Origin of the sequence: Nocardioides sp. 1609, assembly GCF_004522105.1 — a bacterium.
GTDB lineage: Bacteria > Actinomycetota > Actinomycetes > Propionibacteriales > Nocardioidaceae > Nocardioides.
This window is the reverse complement of sequence record NZ_SPUJ01000006.1, coordinates 94,437-111,236: the sequence shown is the minus strand read 5'-3', so window position 1 is coordinate 111,236 and position 16,800 is coordinate 94,437. Positions and strand designations below refer to the sequence as shown.

Here is a 16,800-nt window from a genome sequence, read left to right as displayed (position 1 = left end):
AGGCGTGCATGAACAAGCAGGTCGTGTGGGTCGTGGCGGTCATCGCCGTCCTCGTGCTGGGTGTGGGCAGCGGGCTGACCGCCGCGCTCCTCGTCGGCGGCGACGACGGCGGTGACGACGACCGCGACCGGGGCGCCACCAGCGCGCCACCGGCGACCTCCTCGCAGGGCCCCGTCGGCGCGGTGCCCGCGGGCCTCGAGGAGTTCTACGGCCAGCAGCTCGCGTGGGAGGGCTGCGGCGCCAACCAGTGCGCCACCCTCACGGTGCCGCTGGCCTACGCCGAGCCCGGCGGCGAGACGATCGGCATCGCGCTCGAGCGCACGCTGGCCCGCGACCCCGACAACCGCGTCGGCTCGCTCGTCGTCAACCCCGGGGGGCCGGGCGCCCCCGGCACGACGATGGCCGAGAACGCCGACGGCTACTTCACCAGCACCCTGCTCGACCGCGTCGACGTCGTCGCCTTCGACCCGCGCGGCACCGGCGACTCCGCACCGGTCGACTGCCTCTCCGACGCCGACCTCGACGCGTTCGTCGCCCAGGACCCCACGCCCGACGACGCCGGTGAGCGCCAGGAGTTCGTCGCGAGCGAGGAGGAGTTCTTCGCCGGCTGCGTCGCCGGCTCCGACGGGGTCGCGGCGCACGTCTCGACCGTCGAGGCCGCACGCGACATGGACGTGCTGCGCTCGGTCCTCGGCGAGGAGCAGCTGAGCTACCTCGGCTTCTCCTACGGCACCACCCTGGGCTCCACCTACGCCGAGCTCTTCCCGGAGAACGTCGGCCGCTTCGTCCTCGACGGCGCCACCGACCCCACGCTCGACTTCCGCGACAACGCCCTGAGCCAGGCCGCCGGGTTCCAGACCGCGCTCGACGCCTACGTCGACGACTGCGTGGCGGGCGACGACTGCTTCCTCGGCGCGTCCCGCGAGGAGGCGCTGGCCACGATCAGCGACCTGTTCGCCTCGGTCGAGGAGTCGCCGCTGCCGACCGACCTCGACCGCGACCTCCAGATCGGCAACGCGTTCTACGGCGTCGCCTACCCGCTCTACAGCCGCGAGAGCTGGTTCCTCCTCGACGACGGGCTCCAGGAGGCGCTCGACGGCAACGGGACGACGCTGCTGGCGCTCTCCGACCTCTACGGCTCGCGCAACGCCAGCGGCGGCTACGACGACAACAGCCTCGAGGCCTTCTACGCGATCAACTGCCTCGACGACCCGACCTCGGCGTCGGCCGAGGAGGTCCCCGCCGAGTACCCCGCCTTCGACCAGGCCTCCCCGACGTTCGGCCGGTTCTTCGCGTGGGGCCTGGCCGGGTGCGTCGGCATCCAGGACGAGGCCGCCGAGCCCACGCCGACCATCCGGGCCGCCGGCGCGGCCCCGATCGTCGTCGTCGGCACCACGCGTGACCCGGCGACGCCGTACGAGGAGGCGGTCGCGCTCGCCGAGCAGCTCGAGAGCGGCGTCCTGCTCACCCGCGACGGCGACGGTCACACCGGCTACAACAAGGGCAACAGCTGCATCGACGACGCCGTGGAGGGCTACCTGCTCGACGGCGACGTGCCCGCCGACGACACCCGCTGCTGAAGCCGGATTGTTCCAGTGGCCGCGGCGGTGCGCCGCCCCGCAGGCTGGACCCATGAGAACCTTCGTGCGCACCGTGGCCCTGCTCGCCTCGACGCTGTCGCTGTTCGTCGTCGCGCCCGCGACGCCGTCCACCGCGTCGGGCGCGACCACCGAGGTGAGGACCGCCCCGGCCGGGCTCCGGGCGGCGGCGCCGTGCGCGGACGGCCGGCCGGAGGTCGGTCTCTCCGACACCGTCGACCGGACCCACCACGGCTTCGACATCACCGCGATGGGCCTGTGGAACAACCCCGGCAACGCGTGCGTGTGGACGACGGTCGCGGGCCGGTTCACCTCGGCGAAGGCCCAGGCCCTGCAGGTCCTCGTCGACACCGACGGTCGCGGCGGGCCGGAGTTCTACACCTTCGCCTACAGCCCGCGCGACGGCGACGACCGCACCGGCAGCTTCCTGGTCGGCCGACGCAACGGCGAGTGGACCTACCTCGACTGCGACGTGCGCACCTTCTGGCGCCCGCGCAAGGACCAGCTCGGCATCGGCGTCCCGCAGTGGTGCCTCGGTGACCCCGACTCCGTGCGGGTCAAGGTGCAGGTGTGGGACATCCGCGAGTACCGCCCCGACAACACCTGGCGCGGCCGCGCCGACCAGGCGCCCGACCGTCGCTGGTCGCCGGCCGCCGGCTGACCCGCGTCAGGGCAGCCGCGCGAACCAGCGCAGCGAGAACGCGGCCGCGAGCAGCGCGACCAGCAGCGAGCCGGCCACGAAGAACGGCGTGACGTCGCGGGGCTCGGTGCGGAACCCGATCGAGGACTGGATGTCGGCGTAGACCTCGTCGAGCTCGTCGGCGGTCTCGGCGGCGTACCCGGTGCCGCCGGTGGCCTCGGCGAGGGCGTCGAGCGACGGCTGGTCGACCGGGACCGGCACGAGCTGGCCGTCGACGGTCACCGTGCCCTCGGGCGTGCCGTAGGCGATGGTCGAGACCGGCACGCCGGCCTCCTGCGCGGCGCCCACGGCCATCTCGATCGTGGTGCCGACGGTGTTGGTGCCGTCGCTGAGCAGGACGACGTGCGCCGGGACCGGCTCGCCGTCGGCGTCGGTGCCGGCGCTCTCGCCGATCGCCTCGACCTGCGCGAGCGAGGTGAGGACGCCGTCGCCGATCGCGGTGCCGCGGTCGAGCTCGAGCCGTCCGAGGGCCTCGATCGCGGCCTGGTGGTCGGGGGAGGCCGGGGCCAGGACGGTCGCGGAGCCGGCGAAGGCGACGACCCCGACGTTGAAGCCCTCCGGCAGCCCCTCGACGAACGACGTCGCGGCCTCGCGCGCCGCGGTGAGCCGGTCGGGGTCGACGTCGGTCGCCTCCATCGACAGCGACACGTCGACGGTGACGATGACCGTGGCCCGCTCGCGCGGCACCTGCTCGTCGACCTGCGGCCGCGACGCCGCCACGGCCAGGCCGACGAAGGCGAGCAGCAGCAGCGCCGCCGGCACGTGCCGGCGCCAGGCCGGTCGCCTCGGCACCAGGCGCTCGAGCATCGGCAGGGTCGCGAACCGGACGGCGTAGCGGCTGCGACGGGCCTGCTGGACGCCGTAGAAGACAGCGAGCAGCACCACCGGGACGAGCAGCCACAGCCACCCCGGGGAGGCGAGGGCGAACATCGGGGCAGGAGCCGGGGAGCTCATCAGGGTGCTCATGCCGTCACGCGGCGCATCGGGCGGCCGTTGACGAACCGCGCGAGGTCGCGCACCCAGTCCCGGTCGGTGCGCAGCAGCACGTGGCCGGCCCGCGCGGCTCGGACGGCGTCCGCGGTGGCGGCGCGGTGCGCGGCGGTGGCGGCGGCGTACCGCGCGCGGAGCCGGCGGTCGGAGGTAAAGATCTCGCGGCGGCGTCCGGTCTCGGGGTCCTCGAGGGTGACCGCGCCGACGTCGGGCAGCTCGAGCTCGCGGGGGTCGACGACCTCGACCACGAGCGTCTCGTGGACGGCCGCCAGCCGCCGCAACGGCGTCTCCCACGCGAAGGGGCGCTCCATCCGGCCGTCGGGCTCGACGAAGTCGGTGACGACGACGCGGACGCCGGGGCGCGGGTGACGGGTGGCGAAGGTGCGGACGGCCTGGGCGAGCCCGACGTCGACCGAGCCGCCGCCGACCGGTGCGGTGGCGCGGTGCCGGCGCAGCGCGCGGTGCGCGGCCGCGCGCGAGGGGAGCGGCTGGGCCCAGGTGAGGCCGTCGGCGGCGAGGTGGGCGGTCCCGAGCCGGTTGCCGGGGCCCTGGGTGAGCAGCGCGACCGCGGCGGTGACGCCGTCGGCGACCTGGCGCTTCTCGAGGTGGACGGTGCCGAAGGCCATGCTCGCGGTGTCGTCGACGAGCACCCACGCCTCCAGCTCGTGCTCGGCGACGGGGCGCCACACGTGCGCCTCGCCGGCCCGGGCGGTGACGTTCCAGTCGATCCGGCGGACGTCGTCCTCGCCGGGCCGGTAGCGCACGACCTCCTCGGGGTCCGAGCCCGGCCCGAGGCGCAGGCCGCGCTTGTCGCCGTGCAGCCGGCCGGGGAGCCGGCGGCGCACGGCGAGGTCGAGCGCGTCGAAGACGGCCTCCGGCGACGCGGTGCCGAGCGGCACCGGCCCGGGAGCAGCGGTCACGACGGCTGGCCCGACGGCTGACCTGCGGAGTAGCCGGAGGACCGGCCCTGGGCGGGCAGCGACTTGGTGTAGCCGGCGTCCGGGTCCTCGCGGGACGCGACGGTCGGCTGCGGCACTGCGGCGACCACCTCGCGCACGATGGCGCGCGGGTCGGCGCCGTCGGCGACGGCGTCGAACGACAGGAGCATCCGGTGGCTCATCACGTCGGAGGCGACCTCGGCGATGTCGGCGGGCAGCACGTAGGAGCGGCCGCGCAGCAGCGCCAGCGCGCGACCGGCGGCGAGCATGCCCAGGGAGGCGCGCGGGCTGACGCCGAGCTCGATGACGTCGCGCAGGTGCGCCAGGCCGTAGCGCTCGGGGGACCGGGTGGCGATGGTGAGGTTCACCAGGTACGAGGCGACCGAGTGGTGCACGAACAGCCCGTCGGCGACGCCCTGCAGCCGGATCACCTCGGCGGGGTCGAGGACCGCCTCGGCCCGCGGCGGCTTCACCGACATCCGGTGCAGGATGGTGAACTCCTCCTGCCCGCTCGGGTAGGGCACGTCGACCTTGAGCAGGAACCGGTCGCGCTGGGCCTCGGGGAGCCGGTAGACGCCCTCCGACTCGACCGGGTTCTGCGTGGCGAGCACGAGGAACGGGTCGGGCAGCGGGTGGCTGGTGCCGGCGATCGAGACCTGCTTCTCGGCCATCGCCTCGAGCAGCGCCGACTGCACCTTGGCCGGCGCGCGGTTGATCTCGTCGGCCAGCACCAGGTTGGCGAACACCGGGCCGAGCTCGACGTCGAAGGTCTCGCTGCTGGCCCGCCAGACGCGGGTGCCGGTGATGTCGCCCGGCATCAGGTCGGGCGTGAACTGCAGTCGGGCGAACGAGCCGCCGACGACGTCCGCGAGGGTGCGCACCGCGAGCGTCTTCGCGACGCCGGGCACCCCCTCCAGCAGGATGTGGCCCCGGGCGAGGAGCCCGATGATCATCCGCTCGACCATCGCGTCCTGACCGACGACGACCTTCTTGACCTCGATCAGAGCCCTCTCGAGGGTGGCGGACGCGTCCGCGACCTCGCGCTCCTGTTCAGCCGACATGGTGCCCAGACTCCCACCCTCGTGGTTGCCGGAAACGGGTTGTCGCGACTGTCTCAGGAGCTTCTCACCTGCCGAGCGGCTCGGCGATCTCCCGGATCCGGGCCGTGGCGAGCTCGATCATCAGCTGGGCCGCCGGCGAGAGGACGGCGCCGGCGCGGTGCACGACGGCGAAGGTGTCCCAGACCCGCGGGCGCAGGGCGACCCAGCCGGCGTTCGGGGCGAGCCGGGGGAGCAGCTGCTCGGCGGCGCCGCGGGGGATGACGGAGTCGGCGAGCCCGAGACCGACGATCTCGACGGCCGTCTCGACGTCCTCGACCTCGATCCGGGTCTGCGGGTTGCGACCGGTGCCGTGCAGCAACTGGCGCAGCAGGATCCGGGTGGAGTCCTCGGCGCGCCAGGTCGTCTCGGGCATCACGAGGGTGGCCAGCGCGAGCCGGTGCGCGGTGACCGGGGTGGCCAGCCGGGCCGGGTCGGCGGAGATGTAGACGAGCTCCTCGCGCGCGACCGGAGTGATGGTGATCCCCTCGCTGCGGACACCGGCGACCGCGAGCATCGCCGCCTCGAGGCGACCGCGGCGCAGGTCCTCGGCGACCGCGGTGGAGTTCTGGCCGACGAGCTCGACCCGGACGCCGGGGTAGCGGGCGAGCACGTCGGCGATCAGGCCGGCGCTGGCGTAGAGGCGGGCGACGCCGAACATCCCGAACCGGATCGTGCCGGTCTCGAAGGACCGGACGCTGCGGACGGCGTCCTGGGCCTCGGCGACCGAGGCCAGCACCTTCTCGGCGTGCGGGCGCAGCGTGTCGGCGACGGTGGTCGGGACGACGCCGCGCCCCACACGGCGGAACAGCTGGACGCCCAGCGACTTCTCGAGCGCGCGGACCTGCTCGGAGACCGACGGCTGGGCGTAGCCGAGCTCGTCGGCGGCCGCGGTGAGCGAGCCGTGCTCGTAGGTGGCCAGGAAGCAGCGCAGCTGGTGCAGTGAGAGCACGGTCACATTCTCCTCAAGGGCCGGCCTTTGGTTCGTGCTGGAAACCAAGGCTACCCCTGGGGTCGGGAGCCCTTCAGAATAGAGACATGTTCGTCCACTCCTGCACCTCCTGCGGCAAGCGCCAGCTCACCTTCCCCAGCCAGCTCTCCGGTGTCACCAGCACCGACCAGGGCATGGTCGTCTCCTTCACCTGCTGGTGCGGGTCGACCCAGACCCTCGACTACAGCCCGTTCGACGGCGGTCGCGCCCGCGACCTCGTCGACGCCTGACCTACCAGCGCAACCTCCCCAGCACGCTTCGGAGGTCGAGCAAGCGAGCTCCGACGAGCGCCGACGAAACCCACGGCCCGCGAGACCGGCCCCCGTCGAGGGCTGGCCTCGCCGGGCCAGGCGTCTCGACACGCGGGTCGCGACCTCGTTCCTCGGTCGCGCCGCCTGCTCGACGACCTCTGAGCTGACTCGCCCTCGCACGCTCGGGCAGTCAGCTCGGGCAGTCAGCTCACACCATGGCGCCGAGGTGTTGGGTCGTGGTGCCCGGGAAGACCTGCGCCGGCGAGGCGCCGAAGCGCGACACGATGACCTCCGAGAGCACGCTGCGGTAGTCCGTGGTGACCAGGAGGTCGGCGTCGACGGTGTTGGTGAGGCCGGGCCAGGTGCCGTAGTACCGACCGCCCTTGACGCCCGCGCCGAACAGGAACATCACGTTCCCGTGGCCGTGGTCGAGACCCTGGCTGGCGTTCTCCTTGACCCGCCGGCCGAACTCGCTGATGGTGACCAGGGTGACCTTGTCGGCCAGCGGCCCGAGGTCGGCGAAGAAGGCCGCGATCGCGCCGGCCATCTCGTTGGCCTTGCGGACCAGGTTGCCGTCGCCGAGGTTGCCGATCCAGGTGTGGTGGTCCCAGGAGCCGTGGTCGACGGTGATGATCTCGGCGCCGACGTCGGCGCGGATCGTGCGCGCCGTGGCCTGGAGGGCCGAGGCCAGGTCGTTGCGCGGGTAGACCGCGCCGTTCGACGGCGTCGTCGACGTTGCATGCACCGGGGCGAAGTCGTCGATCACCTCGAGCGTCGAGCGGAAGCCGACGCCGAGGTCGGTGGAGCTGCCCGCCCAGGCGGTGCTCAGCGAGCGACGTCGCGCCGCGGCCTCGGCGGCCGAGCTCCCGCCGGCCAGGCGGACGCGGTCGATGGTGGGGGTGACCAGGACCGGCTGCGGTCCCATGACGGCGGTGGCCGGCACGCCGCCGCCCATCTGGATCGCCTCGATCGGCGAGCCGGCGCCGTCGCGACCGACGAGGCGGTTCAGCCAGCCGGTGCGCGCGTCCGAGCCGGGGTCGGCGTCCTCGACCTCCTCCATCGCCGAGAAGTGGGAGCGGTTCGGCGAGGGCAGCCCGGTGGCGTGGACGGCGGCCATCCTCCCCGCGTTCCAGAGCGGGACGAGCGGCGCGAACGACGGGTGCAGACCGAACATGGCGTCCTTGGCGAGCAGCCGCTCGGAGGGGACAGCGATGCTCGGCCGGGCCTGGTAGTAGACCGGGTCGGCGTGGGGGACGACCAGGCTCAGCCCGTCGCAGGCGCCCCGCATCGACAGCACGACCAGCACCTGGTCGGCCTGACCGGCGGCGGCGTACGACGTCTCGGTGAAGGCCGTGCCGAAGGTCGCGGTGACGGCGCCCCCGGCCACCAGCGCGCCACGGAGGAACGAGCGCCGCGACGTCCGCACGTAGTCGTCGCAGCAGGGCTGCGGGTCGTTCTGCTGCTCGGTCATCAAGGTCTCCGGTTCAGCGGTGCAGGTGGTCGGGGCTGTCGAGCAGGGTCGTCAGCACCAGCGGGAACTGCCACCGCACCACCGCGTGGCTGGCGGTGATGGTGGCGCTCTCGGGCACGTTGACGGCCTGGGCGCAGGCGGTCACCAGGCGCGCCGGCGCCGCCTTGCCGAGCAGCTGGCGGCAGAGGTGGTCGACGAGCTGGTCGAACCGGACGCTGTCGGCGGGCATCCAGCTCGCCGGGGTGCGGTAGGTGATCTGCCTGGTCGGCCACCAGCCTCCGGAGAGGGTGAGGTGGACGTCGAACGAGGCCAGCAGCCGCGAGGCCGACGACCAGGCGCGGCCGGTGTCGGGCGGGCCGTCGGGGCGGGCCCACGCGAACGGCGAGTGGCCGATCGAGCTGGTGTGCCACAGGAAGGAGTTGGCCGCGGAGTCCGCGTTGACCGGCCTGGCGATCTCGGTGCTCAGCGCGCGGTGGGTGGCCACGACGTCGTCGGTGGGGGTCCTGACCTTCCGCCCGGCCGCGCCGAGGAACTCCGGAGACGCGACGAGCGCCCGCAGCACCGGCTTGATGGCCGTCTCGTTGTCCAGGTAGACGCGGGCGAGCCGCTCCACCAGCGCTGCCGGCGGGTCGTCGGAGACGAACCGGACGGCGAGCTTGCGGGCGATCCGTTCCGCGGTGCGCGGGTGCCGGGCCAGGTGGGTCAGGTAGGCCTCGGTGACGGCGCGGCCGTCGGCGTTCGCGTTGGGGTGCTCGAAGCCGAGGACGCTGACCGGGCCGGTCCAGTGGCTGGCCGGGTCGTAGTACGAGCGCCACGTCGTCCACAGGTCGACGCGGTAGCCGGTGAGGATCCGCGAGGACGTCTTGACGTCGTCCTCACCGTGGTTGCCGCGGCCGACGGTGTGCAGCTCGAGGAGCTCGCGGCCGAGGTTCTCGTTGGGCGCCTTCTTCGTGGACCGCGCGTTGTCGAGCGAGGTCCCCATGGCCGGGTGGGTGATCGCGGCGACGAGCATCTGGTCGAACCGGCCGAGCGCGTGGCTGCGCAGCAGCTTGCCGTAGTCGGCGCGGTAGGCGAAGACGCCGTCGTCGTCCAGCGGTACGTGCAGGTGGTTCTCCCAGAACTCGGTCATCACCTCGAGCACCTGGCGCTGGGAGTAGATGCGCCGCAGCAGGCACCAGCGCGCGTAGTTGGCCATCGCCACCCAGCCGCCCTCGACCTCGTCGTTGTTGCGCTGGGCGATCGTCGGGGCGTCGAGGTCGATCGAGAGCCACCAGGTGTGCATCGGGTCGGCCTTCGGGTCCGCGATCGAGGCGGGGTCGAGCTGCTGCTCGAACCACCGCGCCGGGCCCCCGGCCCCCCGCATCTCCTCGTGCAGCGCCGGCGTCATGCCGTAGGTGAACCGGTTGGCGAGGTGCAACGACGCCGCCGTCGGCACCGGCGAGCGCACGAAGTCGGGGTCGGACGGCGGGCCGGTCGGCGTGCCGGGCCCGGTCGGCTCCGTGGGGCCGGTGGGCTCCCCGGGCTGGGTCGGCGCGGCACGGTGGCGCAGGTGCTTGCACCGGTGCTTGCGCCGGCAGGTGTGCTTCGGGTGCTTCGCGCAGCGGTGCCAGTGTCGGCACCGTCGGCGGTGCCTGGCGTCGACCGCCTCCGCCTCGGTCGCGGTGAGGGCGGGGCTGACCGCCGCCGCCGCCAGTCCGGCGACCAGGCCGCGCGCCAGGAGGCGGCGCGACAGCGGGTCGGCGTCCGAGGGGTCGAGTGCGCCGCCGTCCTGGGGGGACGGCGACGTGGGGGCGATGCTCACGTGTGCTCCGGGGGGACGGGCCAGGTACGGGTGCGTGGGGGGTTACCTGGTCCTTCGGTCGGTGCGAGCCAGGACTTGAGCCCGTGCCGACCGCCGATTCCGTACCCGATCGGGTCTGTCCCTATACTCGTCGTCGCTGCCGAGTGCAGCAGGCCGCCTTAGCTCAGTCGGTAGAGCGAGTCACTCGTAATGACTAGGTCGTCAGTTCGATTCTGACAGGCGGCTCACCCGAAGGCCCCTGACCTGCAGAGATGCGAGTCAGGGGTCTTCTGCGTCGGAGGCCTGTCGCGCCCTGCGGGGTGCCGCTGCTGTCTGCCGCGGTGCTGTGAGGTCAGTGCAACCGTCACGGGGTCGTGGACGACCTCCTCCGGGCCGGCAGCTCCGTGGGCGACCTCGGCGGCACGTCGGTCCTGGCCGTCGGCGGCGGCGAGGACGTCGAGGTCGTCGGCCCCGGCGAGAGCCCTGGGGCACGGCGGAGCTGACCGCGGAGCGCCGGCAGCGTGAGCACGATCCCGAGGCCGGCGACGGCGACGAGCCCGCCGCGTGGCCCCGCCGCCGCCGAGAGTGGCCCGGCCAGCAGCGAGCCGAGGGCGATCGCGCCCACGTTGAGCTGGTCGTAGATCCCGAACACCCGGGCCAGCGTGCCGCTGTCGGTCCCACGCTGGAGCAGCGTCACCGCAGCCACCTCCGCGACCAGGGTCGTGCCCCCGGCGACGGTGACGAGCGCGACGCCGACCGCGGTGGCGCCGACCAACCCCAGGATGACGAGCGTGACGCAGAAGCCGAGGAGGGTCACGACCAGGACCGCCGAGGTCCGGTCGCCGCGGGTGCATCGGTTCACGACCAGCATCGACGCCAGGGCCCCCACGGCCAGAGTGGTGTTGAGCAGACCGAGCGGGTCGTCGCCCTCCGGCCCCGCGTCGGCGAGGAGCACGATCGCCACGACCAGGTAGCCGTAGAGGAAGTTGTCCAGGACGGCGAGGCTCATGGGTCGGCGGACCTCGGGCCGACGGGCCACGGCGGCCACCCCGGCGACGAGGTCGCCCAGCCAACCGGTCGGTCGATCCCGCATCGGGCGGTGCAGTCGCACGGGCGCAGCGACGGTGCCGGCGACGAGGAACAGGACGGCGGCGGCGAGCACCGTCGCCTCCGTCCCCGCCCCGGCCAGGACGAGCAGCCCGAAAACCCCGGGTCCGCCGATCCAGGTGACGTTCTCGACGCAGGTGACGAGCGCGTTCGCCGGCGGCAGGTCGCGGTCCGGCACGCACTCCGGGGTGGCAGCGGCGAGCGCGGGGAACGACGGCGTCGCGGCTACCGCGACCAGAGCGGTGACACCGACCATGACGGCGACCGGCCCACCGACGGCCGTCCAGACGAACAGCCCGAGTGCGAGGGCCGCTCGCACCCACGCGGAGCCGGCCAGCACCGCGCTGCGCGACCGGCGGTCGGCCAGGACACCGGCCAGCGCCGAGCAGAGGGCGTACGGCGCGAACGCCAACGCGACCGTGACGGAGACCCAGGCGCCTGACCGGGTCTCAGCCAGGACGTGGACCCCCACCGCGAGGGTGAGGACGAGCTGACCGACCGTGGCCACCCCGTGAGCGAGGCAGAGCCGGCGGAACGCCTTGCTCGCCAGCGCCGACCGGAAGCCCGGGGGGTTCACCGATGGACCTCGCGGAGGGGCGCGAACCCGTTGAACCCCACCGAGGAGTACGTCGTGGTGTAGGCGCCGGCGGCATGGATGCGCAGCCGGTCGCCCACCCGCAGGTCGAGCGGCAGCCGGGGACGGTGCTGCTGGTACAGGACGTCAACGCTGTCGCAGGTCGGGCCGGCCAGGACGACGTCCCCGGTCGGCCCGCGGAGCGGGCGCGCGTCGCGGTGCGCACTGATCCGGTAGCGGATCGCTTCGCCCATCGTCTCGGCCAGCCCCGAGAACAACCCCACGTCGATGTACACCCAGCGCCGACCGGCGCGCTCGGAGACGAGGACCACCTCGGTCTCGAGGGTGCCGGCGTCGGCGACGAGCCCACGACCCGGCTCGGCCATGAGCGGGGGAACGTCCGGACCGAGGTAGCGCCCGACGGCCGCCATGATCGCCCTGCCGAACGACGGCACGTCCGGCGTCGGATCGGCGGCGTGCGCCGGGAAGCCTCCGCCGAGGTCGACGACGGCGAGGTCGGTGCCGTGGGCTCGGACGACGGCTCGGAGCCGCGCGGTCGTCATCAACGGCTCGTCCCACGCCGTGACGTCGCGCTGCTGACTCCCGACGTGGAAGCAGGTGCCTACCGGGTGGCCGTGTGTGACGGCCCGGGCGAGCAACCGGCCGGCCGTCACCTCGTCGCAGCCGAACTTCCGCCCGAGGGCCCAGTCGGCGCCGGCTCCGCTGGTGGTGATCCGTACCAGCAGCGTGGCACCAGGTGCCCGTGCGATCAGCTTGTCCAGCTCGGCGTCGCAGTCGACGGAGAACCGGCGCACGCCCAGGGCATGGGCGTGCGCGATGTCGGCCGGCTTCTTCACGGTGTTGCCGTAGGAGATGCGCGCCGGGTCGGGGTCGACGGCGAGGACGGCCTCAATCTCCCCCGGGCTGGCGACGTCCCAGCACGCCCCCTCACCGCGGAGCACGTCGAGCACCGCCCGTGACGGGTTCGCCTTGACCGCGTAGTACAGGTCGACGCCGGGCAGCGCGGCACGAAGCTGCCGGTAGGCGCCGCCGACCGCCGCCAGGTCGACGGTGAGCACCGGCGTCGTCGGAGCGCTCCTCGGGTTGACGCGCGGCTCGGCCTGCGGTCGCTGCTGCGGGACCGGCGAGAGGGGCGGCGCGATCGTCACCGGTGGCTCCTTCGACTCGTCGGCGGCCCGCACGACACGCCGTCCTGCTTGAAGGAGCCGGCGGCTCGGGCGGTGATACCACCGTCACCGTCACCGGCGAGCTGCTGGCGGGATGCCGCGCAGCCTGTGGGGAAGTCGCACGGTGACTGGGGTACGCCGAGGCACCCCGTGGCAGGTCGGCTCAGGCGCCGAGGGCGGCGAAGATCTGCTCGTACCGGGCCTTCGGGTCGAGGGTGAGGCCGGACTTGATGAACTTCGCCCAGTCGTCGGCCAGCACTTCCTGCGCACCCGACTCGATGGCGTCGAGACCGGCGCTCGCGAGGGCCGACGGCATGATCTTCGGTGCCTGCAAGGACCTGGCCATGTCGGTGTCGACCAGCCCCATGTGCACGGCGACGACGTGGGTTCCCTGGGCGGCGAGCTCGAGGCGGGTGCTGTCGGTCAGCGCCCAGGCCGCGGCCTTCGACGCCGCGTAGGCGCCGGCGCCGGGCGCCGTGAACCAGGACAGCGCCGAGATGACGTTGAGGATCGCCCCGCCGCCGTTGGCTGCCAGGACGGGCGCGAACGCACGGGTCATGAGCAGCGGACCGTAGAAGTTCGTGTCCATCTCGCGGCGGATCGCAGCCTCGTCCCCGGCGACGAGCGAGGTTCCGGTGGAGATCCCGGCGTTGTTGATGACCACCTGGACGTCGCCGGCTGCTGCCGCCGCTGCATCGACCTGGTCGGCGCGCGTGATGTCGAGCTCGAGCGCGTGCACGCCGTCGACGTCGATCGATCCCGCGTCGCGGGCGGCGGCGTAGATCTTGGCCGCTCCGCGTCGGGTCAGCTGCTCGACGAACGCGGCGCCGATCCCTCGGTTCGCTCCGGTGACGAGGACTACCGCGCCGTTGATGTCCATGTGTTCCATTCTGTAGCGATCGCTATTGATTGACGTCCCGAACGGTAGCACGTTCCGTAGTGATCGATACGTTATGGTGGTCCACATGGCCGGCCGACCGCGGAGCTTCGATCGCGATGCAGCGCTGGGGGCTGCTCTGGAGCAGTTCTGGCGCACGGGCTACGAGGAGACCTCGGTCGCGATGCTGACCTCGGCGATGGGGGTGACGCCCCCCAGCCTCTACGCGGCGTTCGGCGACAAGCGGCGCCTCTTCGAGGAGGCCTCGACCGTGTACTTCCAGCGCACGTGCGAGGCGGTCGATCTGGCGGCAGCGCTGCCGAGCGCGCGGGCGGCCGTTGCCCGGGTGCTGGACGACACCGCACGTGCCCACACCGACCCGGCGACGCCGGCAGGGTGCCTCATGCTGACCGAGCCGCGGCTCGAGGCCCAGCGCGAGGTCCTGCGCCGGCGGCTCAAGGACCGGCTCGACCAGGGAGTCCGGGACCGGGACCTCGCAGCCTCGACGAACACCGACCACCTCGCCTCGTTCCTCGTGGCCGTCCTGCGCGGCATGTCCGGCAGCGCCCGCGACGGCGCCACCACCGAGGACCTCCTGGGCATCGCGGAGACCGCGATGGGCGCGGTGCACCAGGTCGACCGGGCCGACCGGGTCGTCGGCGACTGACCGGAGCAGCACCGGGGCGAGGCGTCAGGGAGTGACGAGGATCTTCAGGGCCTCGCGGTCGTCCATGGCGCGGTAGCCCGCCGGGACGTCGGCGAGGTCGATGGTGCGGTCGAAGACCTTGCCGGGGTCGACGGTCCCGTCCATCACGCCGGGCAGCAGGGTCTCGATGTAGGCCCGGGTCGGGGCGGGGCCGCCGGTGAGGGTGATGTTGCCGCCGAAGAGGCTGGCGAACCCGACCGGAGCGTCCTCGTACTGCGGGACGCCGACCCGGCTGATGGTGCCGCCGGGCCGGACGATGCCGACGGCCTGCTCGTAGGCCGGCATGTGACCGACGGCCTCGAGCACGACGTGGGTGCCGTGGCCGCCGGTGAGCTCGCGGACCGTGGCGATGCCCTCCTCGCCGCGCGCGGCGACGACGTCCGTGGCGCCGTACTCGCGGCCCAGGTCGGTGCGGGCCTGGTGGCGGCCCATGAGGACGATCTGCTCGGCGCCGAGCTGGCGCGCCGAGAGCACCGCGAGGAGGCCGACGGCGCCGTCGCCGATGACGGTGACGCTCGTGCCCGGGCCCACGCCGCCCCGCACCGCGGCGTGGTAGCCGGTGCCGTAGACGTCGGAGAGGGTGAGCAGGGAGGGGACCAGTGCGGAGTCGGGGGTCACGGGGAGCTTCACCAGGGTGCCGTCGGCCAGCGGGACCCGGACCAGCTCGGCCTGGCCGCCCTCGAGCGGGAGACCGTCCCAGAACCCGCCGTGCTCGCACGAGGTGTGCAGGCCCTCGCGGCAGAACTGGCAGGTGCCGTCGGAGAAGGCGAACGGGGCGACCACCAGGTCGCCCTTGCGCAGCGTCGCGACGTCGCCGCCGGCCTCCTCGACGACGCCGATGAACTCATGGCCCATCCGTGCGGGGCCGTCGGCGGCCGTCATCGAGTGGTAGGGGTGGAGGTCGCTGCCGCAGATGCAGCTCGCGGTGACCCGGACCAGGGCGTCGGTGGGCTGCTCGACGACGGAGTCGGGCACCTCCTCGACGCGGACGTCGCCGGCCTCGTACATGACGGTTGCTCTCATCGTGCATCTCCTTCGGGTGTCAGGGCTCGCGGCCGTGGTGGCCCGCTCTCCTGGTCGACGGTAGGTGCCGTCGGGCCCTCAGCCGAGGGCTCAGGGGTGCCCTGCGAGTGCACCCATCGACAGTGACTCGTGCGCGCACACGGGGAGGCGTTGACTCGGGGGAGTCCGTCGCCGACGCACCATGACCACGTCCAGGAGCTCCGTCTTGTCCAGCACCGCCACCCCCGCCGCCACCCGACCGTCGAGGCTGCCCCTCGCGGTCTACGTCCTGGCCGCCGGCACCTTCCTGATGGGGACCACCGAGTTCGTGGTGGCGGGGTTGCTGCCGGAGCTGGCCGACGACTTCTCCACGACCGAGGCCGGGGCGGGGCTCTCGATCACCGTGTTCGCGATCGGGATGATCCTCGGCTCGCCGGTGATGCCCATGCTCACCCTGCGCCTGCCGCAGCGCACCACCTTGACCCTCGCGCTGGCGGTGTACGCCGTCGCCCACCTGGTCTCCGCGCTCACCGCGAGCTTCGCGGTCCTCCTGGTCACCCGGTTCGTCGCTGCGGTGGCGACCGGTACGTTCTGGGCCGTCGCGGCCGTGGCCGCGGTCGCCCTGGCCGGGTCGCGCCGCAGCTCGACCGCGCTGGGTCTGGTGCTCGGCGGCGGCATGCTGTCCACGGTGGTCGGCGTACCGCTCGGGGCCGTCGGCGGACAGCTGGTCGGGTGGCGCGGCCCGTTCTGGTGCCTGGCGGTGCTGGCGGCCGTGACGGCCGTCGCGGTGGCCAGGCTCGTCCCCCCGCGGTCGGGGGCGGCGGCGACCCCCTCGATCCGGTCCGAGCTGTCGGCACTGCGCTCGGGACGTCTCTGGGCGGTGCTGCTGACCTGCGCCGCGGTCACCGCCAGCGTGCTGTCGGTCTACAGCTTCGTGTCCCCCCTGTTCACCGGTCGCGCCGGCATGTCACCGGCCCTCGTCCCGCTCGCACTCGTCCTCTTCGGCACCGGCGCCTTCGTCGGGAACCTGGTCGGTGGACGGTGGGGCGACCGTCGTCCCCTCACCACCATCGTCGGCGCGGCAGCCGTCAGCCTCGTCGCGTCCGCCGTGCTGTGCCTGGTCTCGACCTCCGTCGTGCCGGCTCTGCTGGCCTTCGCGCTGCTGGGCCTGGTGGGTCTGTCGGCCAACCCGGTGCTCGTCTCGCTCGCGGTGCGCCTCGGCGGCGAGGGCGCCACGCTGCCCAGCGCGATGGCCACCTCGATGTTCAACCTCGGCACGGCCGTCGGGACCGCCGTGACCGGCGCCCTGCTCGGTACGTCGTTCGGCACCCTGAGCCCGCCCGTGGTCGGCGTCGCCTTCGGCGTGCTCGTCCTCGTGCCGCTGACCTTCGTCGTGCTCGGCCGACCGCGGTCGACCGGTGGCGACGAGGCAGCCCACCCGGGCAGGGACGACCAGGAGCTCGTCACCACCGGGTGCTCCTCCTGAACCGCCTCCGAGCCGCCCGAGCCGGCGAGCCGCTGAGCTGAGGAC

The 16,800-nt window shown here is 73.5% G+C and carries 15 protein-coding genes and 1 tRNA gene; 6 read left to right on the top strand and 10 right to left on the bottom strand.

Going from position 1 to position 16,800, the window contains the following annotated elements; translation table 11 throughout:
• The first annotated feature begins 8 nt into the window (after positions 1-8).
• Positions 9-1,580, top strand: coding sequence for an alpha/beta hydrolase (locus tag E4623_RS17435; RefSeq protein WP_134767844.1), 1,572 nt, complete (start codon positions 9-11; stop codon positions 1,578-1,580).
• 52 nt (positions 1,581-1,632) lie between these two features.
• Positions 1,633-2,259 carry a hypothetical protein gene (locus E4623_RS17430; RefSeq protein ID WP_134767843.1) on the top strand — a complete coding sequence of 209 codons (627 nt, stop codon included), beginning with the start codon at positions 1,633-1,635 and terminating at the stop codon, positions 2,257-2,259.
• A gap of 6 nt (positions 2,260-2,265) precedes the next feature.
• Here the strand turns inward: E4623_RS17430 and E4623_RS17425 are convergent, their stop codons facing one another.
• The 4 genes from E4623_RS17425 to E4623_RS17410 form a co-directional block, all read right to left on the bottom strand.
• Positions 2,266-3,264, bottom strand: coding sequence for a VWA domain-containing protein (locus E4623_RS17425; protein ID WP_245155150.1), 999 nt, complete (start codon positions 3,262-3,264; stop codon positions 2,266-2,268).
• Positions 3,261-4,208 (bottom strand): DUF58 domain-containing protein, encoded by a 948-nt coding sequence (locus E4623_RS17420; RefSeq protein ID WP_209020740.1) that lies wholly within the window; start codon positions 4,206-4,208, stop codon positions 3,261-3,263. Before E4623_RS17420 ends, E4623_RS17425 begins: the two co-directional genes overlap by 4 nt.
• On the bottom strand, positions 4,205-5,287 hold the full coding sequence (locus E4623_RS17415; protein WP_134767842.1) for an AAA family ATPase: 1,083 nt from the start codon (positions 5,285-5,287) through the stop codon (positions 4,205-4,207). Before E4623_RS17415 ends, E4623_RS17420 begins: the two co-directional genes overlap by 4 nt.
• Positions 5,288-5,351: 64 nt before the next feature.
• Entirely contained in the window at positions 5,352-6,275 is a 924-nt protein-coding gene (locus tag E4623_RS17410; protein WP_134767841.1) for a LysR family transcriptional regulator, read from the bottom strand.
• An 86-nt stretch (positions 6,276-6,361) separates the two neighbouring features.
• Between E4623_RS17410 and E4623_RS17405 the strand changes: the two genes are divergently transcribed.
• Positions 6,362-6,544 carry a hypothetical protein gene (locus E4623_RS17405; protein ID WP_134767840.1) on the top strand — a complete coding sequence of 61 codons (183 nt, stop codon included), beginning with the start codon at positions 6,362-6,364 and terminating at the stop codon, positions 6,542-6,544.
• Between the two features lie 229 nt (positions 6,545-6,773).
• Here E4623_RS17405 and E4623_RS17400 read toward each other — a convergent pair whose 3' ends face one another.
• A complete protein-coding gene (locus tag E4623_RS17400) occupies positions 6,774-8,036 on the bottom strand; it encodes a DUF1501 domain-containing protein (RefSeq protein ID WP_134767839.1) in 1,263 nt (420 codons plus the stop codon).
• 13 nt (positions 8,037-8,049) lie between these two features.
• Positions 8,050-9,837, bottom strand: coding sequence for a DUF1800 domain-containing protein (locus E4623_RS17395; protein ID WP_134767838.1), 1,788 nt, complete (start codon positions 9,835-9,837; stop codon positions 8,050-8,052).
• 152 nt (positions 9,838-9,989) lie between these two features.
• On the opposite strand from E4623_RS17395, the gene E4623_RS17390 reads away from it, so the two are divergent.
• Positions 9,990-10,062 (top strand) — tRNA-Thr (locus E4623_RS17390).
• A 118-nt stretch (positions 10,063-10,180) separates the two neighbouring features.
• On the opposite strand, the gene E4623_RS17385 is transcribed toward E4623_RS17390, so the two are convergent.
• From E4623_RS17385 to E4623_RS17375, 3 genes are all read right to left on the bottom strand, one after another.
• Positions 10,181-11,500: an MFS transporter gene (locus E4623_RS17385; protein WP_134767837.1), complete on the bottom strand. Its 1,320-nt coding sequence runs from the start codon at positions 11,498-11,500 to the stop codon at positions 10,181-10,183.
• Positions 11,497-12,666, bottom strand: coding sequence for a type III PLP-dependent enzyme (locus E4623_RS17380; RefSeq protein ID WP_209020739.1), 1,170 nt, complete (start codon positions 12,664-12,666; stop codon positions 11,497-11,499). Before E4623_RS17380 ends, E4623_RS17385 begins: the two co-directional genes overlap by 4 nt.
• 181 nt (positions 12,667-12,847) lie before the next feature.
• Positions 12,848-13,564 (bottom strand): SDR family oxidoreductase, encoded by a 717-nt coding sequence (locus E4623_RS17375; protein ID WP_134767836.1) that lies wholly within the window; start codon positions 13,562-13,564, stop codon positions 12,848-12,850.
• Between the two features lie 85 nt (positions 13,565-13,649).
• On the opposite strand from E4623_RS17375, the gene E4623_RS17370 reads away from it, so the two are divergent.
• Complete coding sequence (locus E4623_RS17370; RefSeq protein ID WP_134767835.1) at positions 13,650-14,228, top strand: TetR/AcrR family transcriptional regulator; 579 nt, start codon at positions 13,650-13,652, stop codon at positions 14,226-14,228.
• A 24-nt stretch (positions 14,229-14,252) separates the two neighbouring features.
• Here E4623_RS17370 and E4623_RS17365 read toward each other — a convergent pair whose 3' ends face one another.
• The gene (locus tag E4623_RS17365) at positions 14,253-15,290 is read right to left on the bottom strand and encodes an alcohol dehydrogenase catalytic domain-containing protein (protein WP_134767834.1); all 1,038 of its coding nucleotides are present in this window, start codon (positions 15,288-15,290) and stop codon (positions 14,253-14,255) included.
• Positions 15,291-15,495: 205 nt separating this feature from the next.
• Between E4623_RS17365 and E4623_RS17360 the strand changes: the two genes are divergently transcribed.
• On the top strand, positions 15,496-16,755 hold the full coding sequence (locus E4623_RS17360; RefSeq protein ID WP_134767833.1) for an MFS transporter: 1,260 nt from the start codon (positions 15,496-15,498) through the stop codon (positions 16,753-16,755).
• The last annotated feature ends 45 nt before the right edge of the window (positions 16,756-16,800 follow it).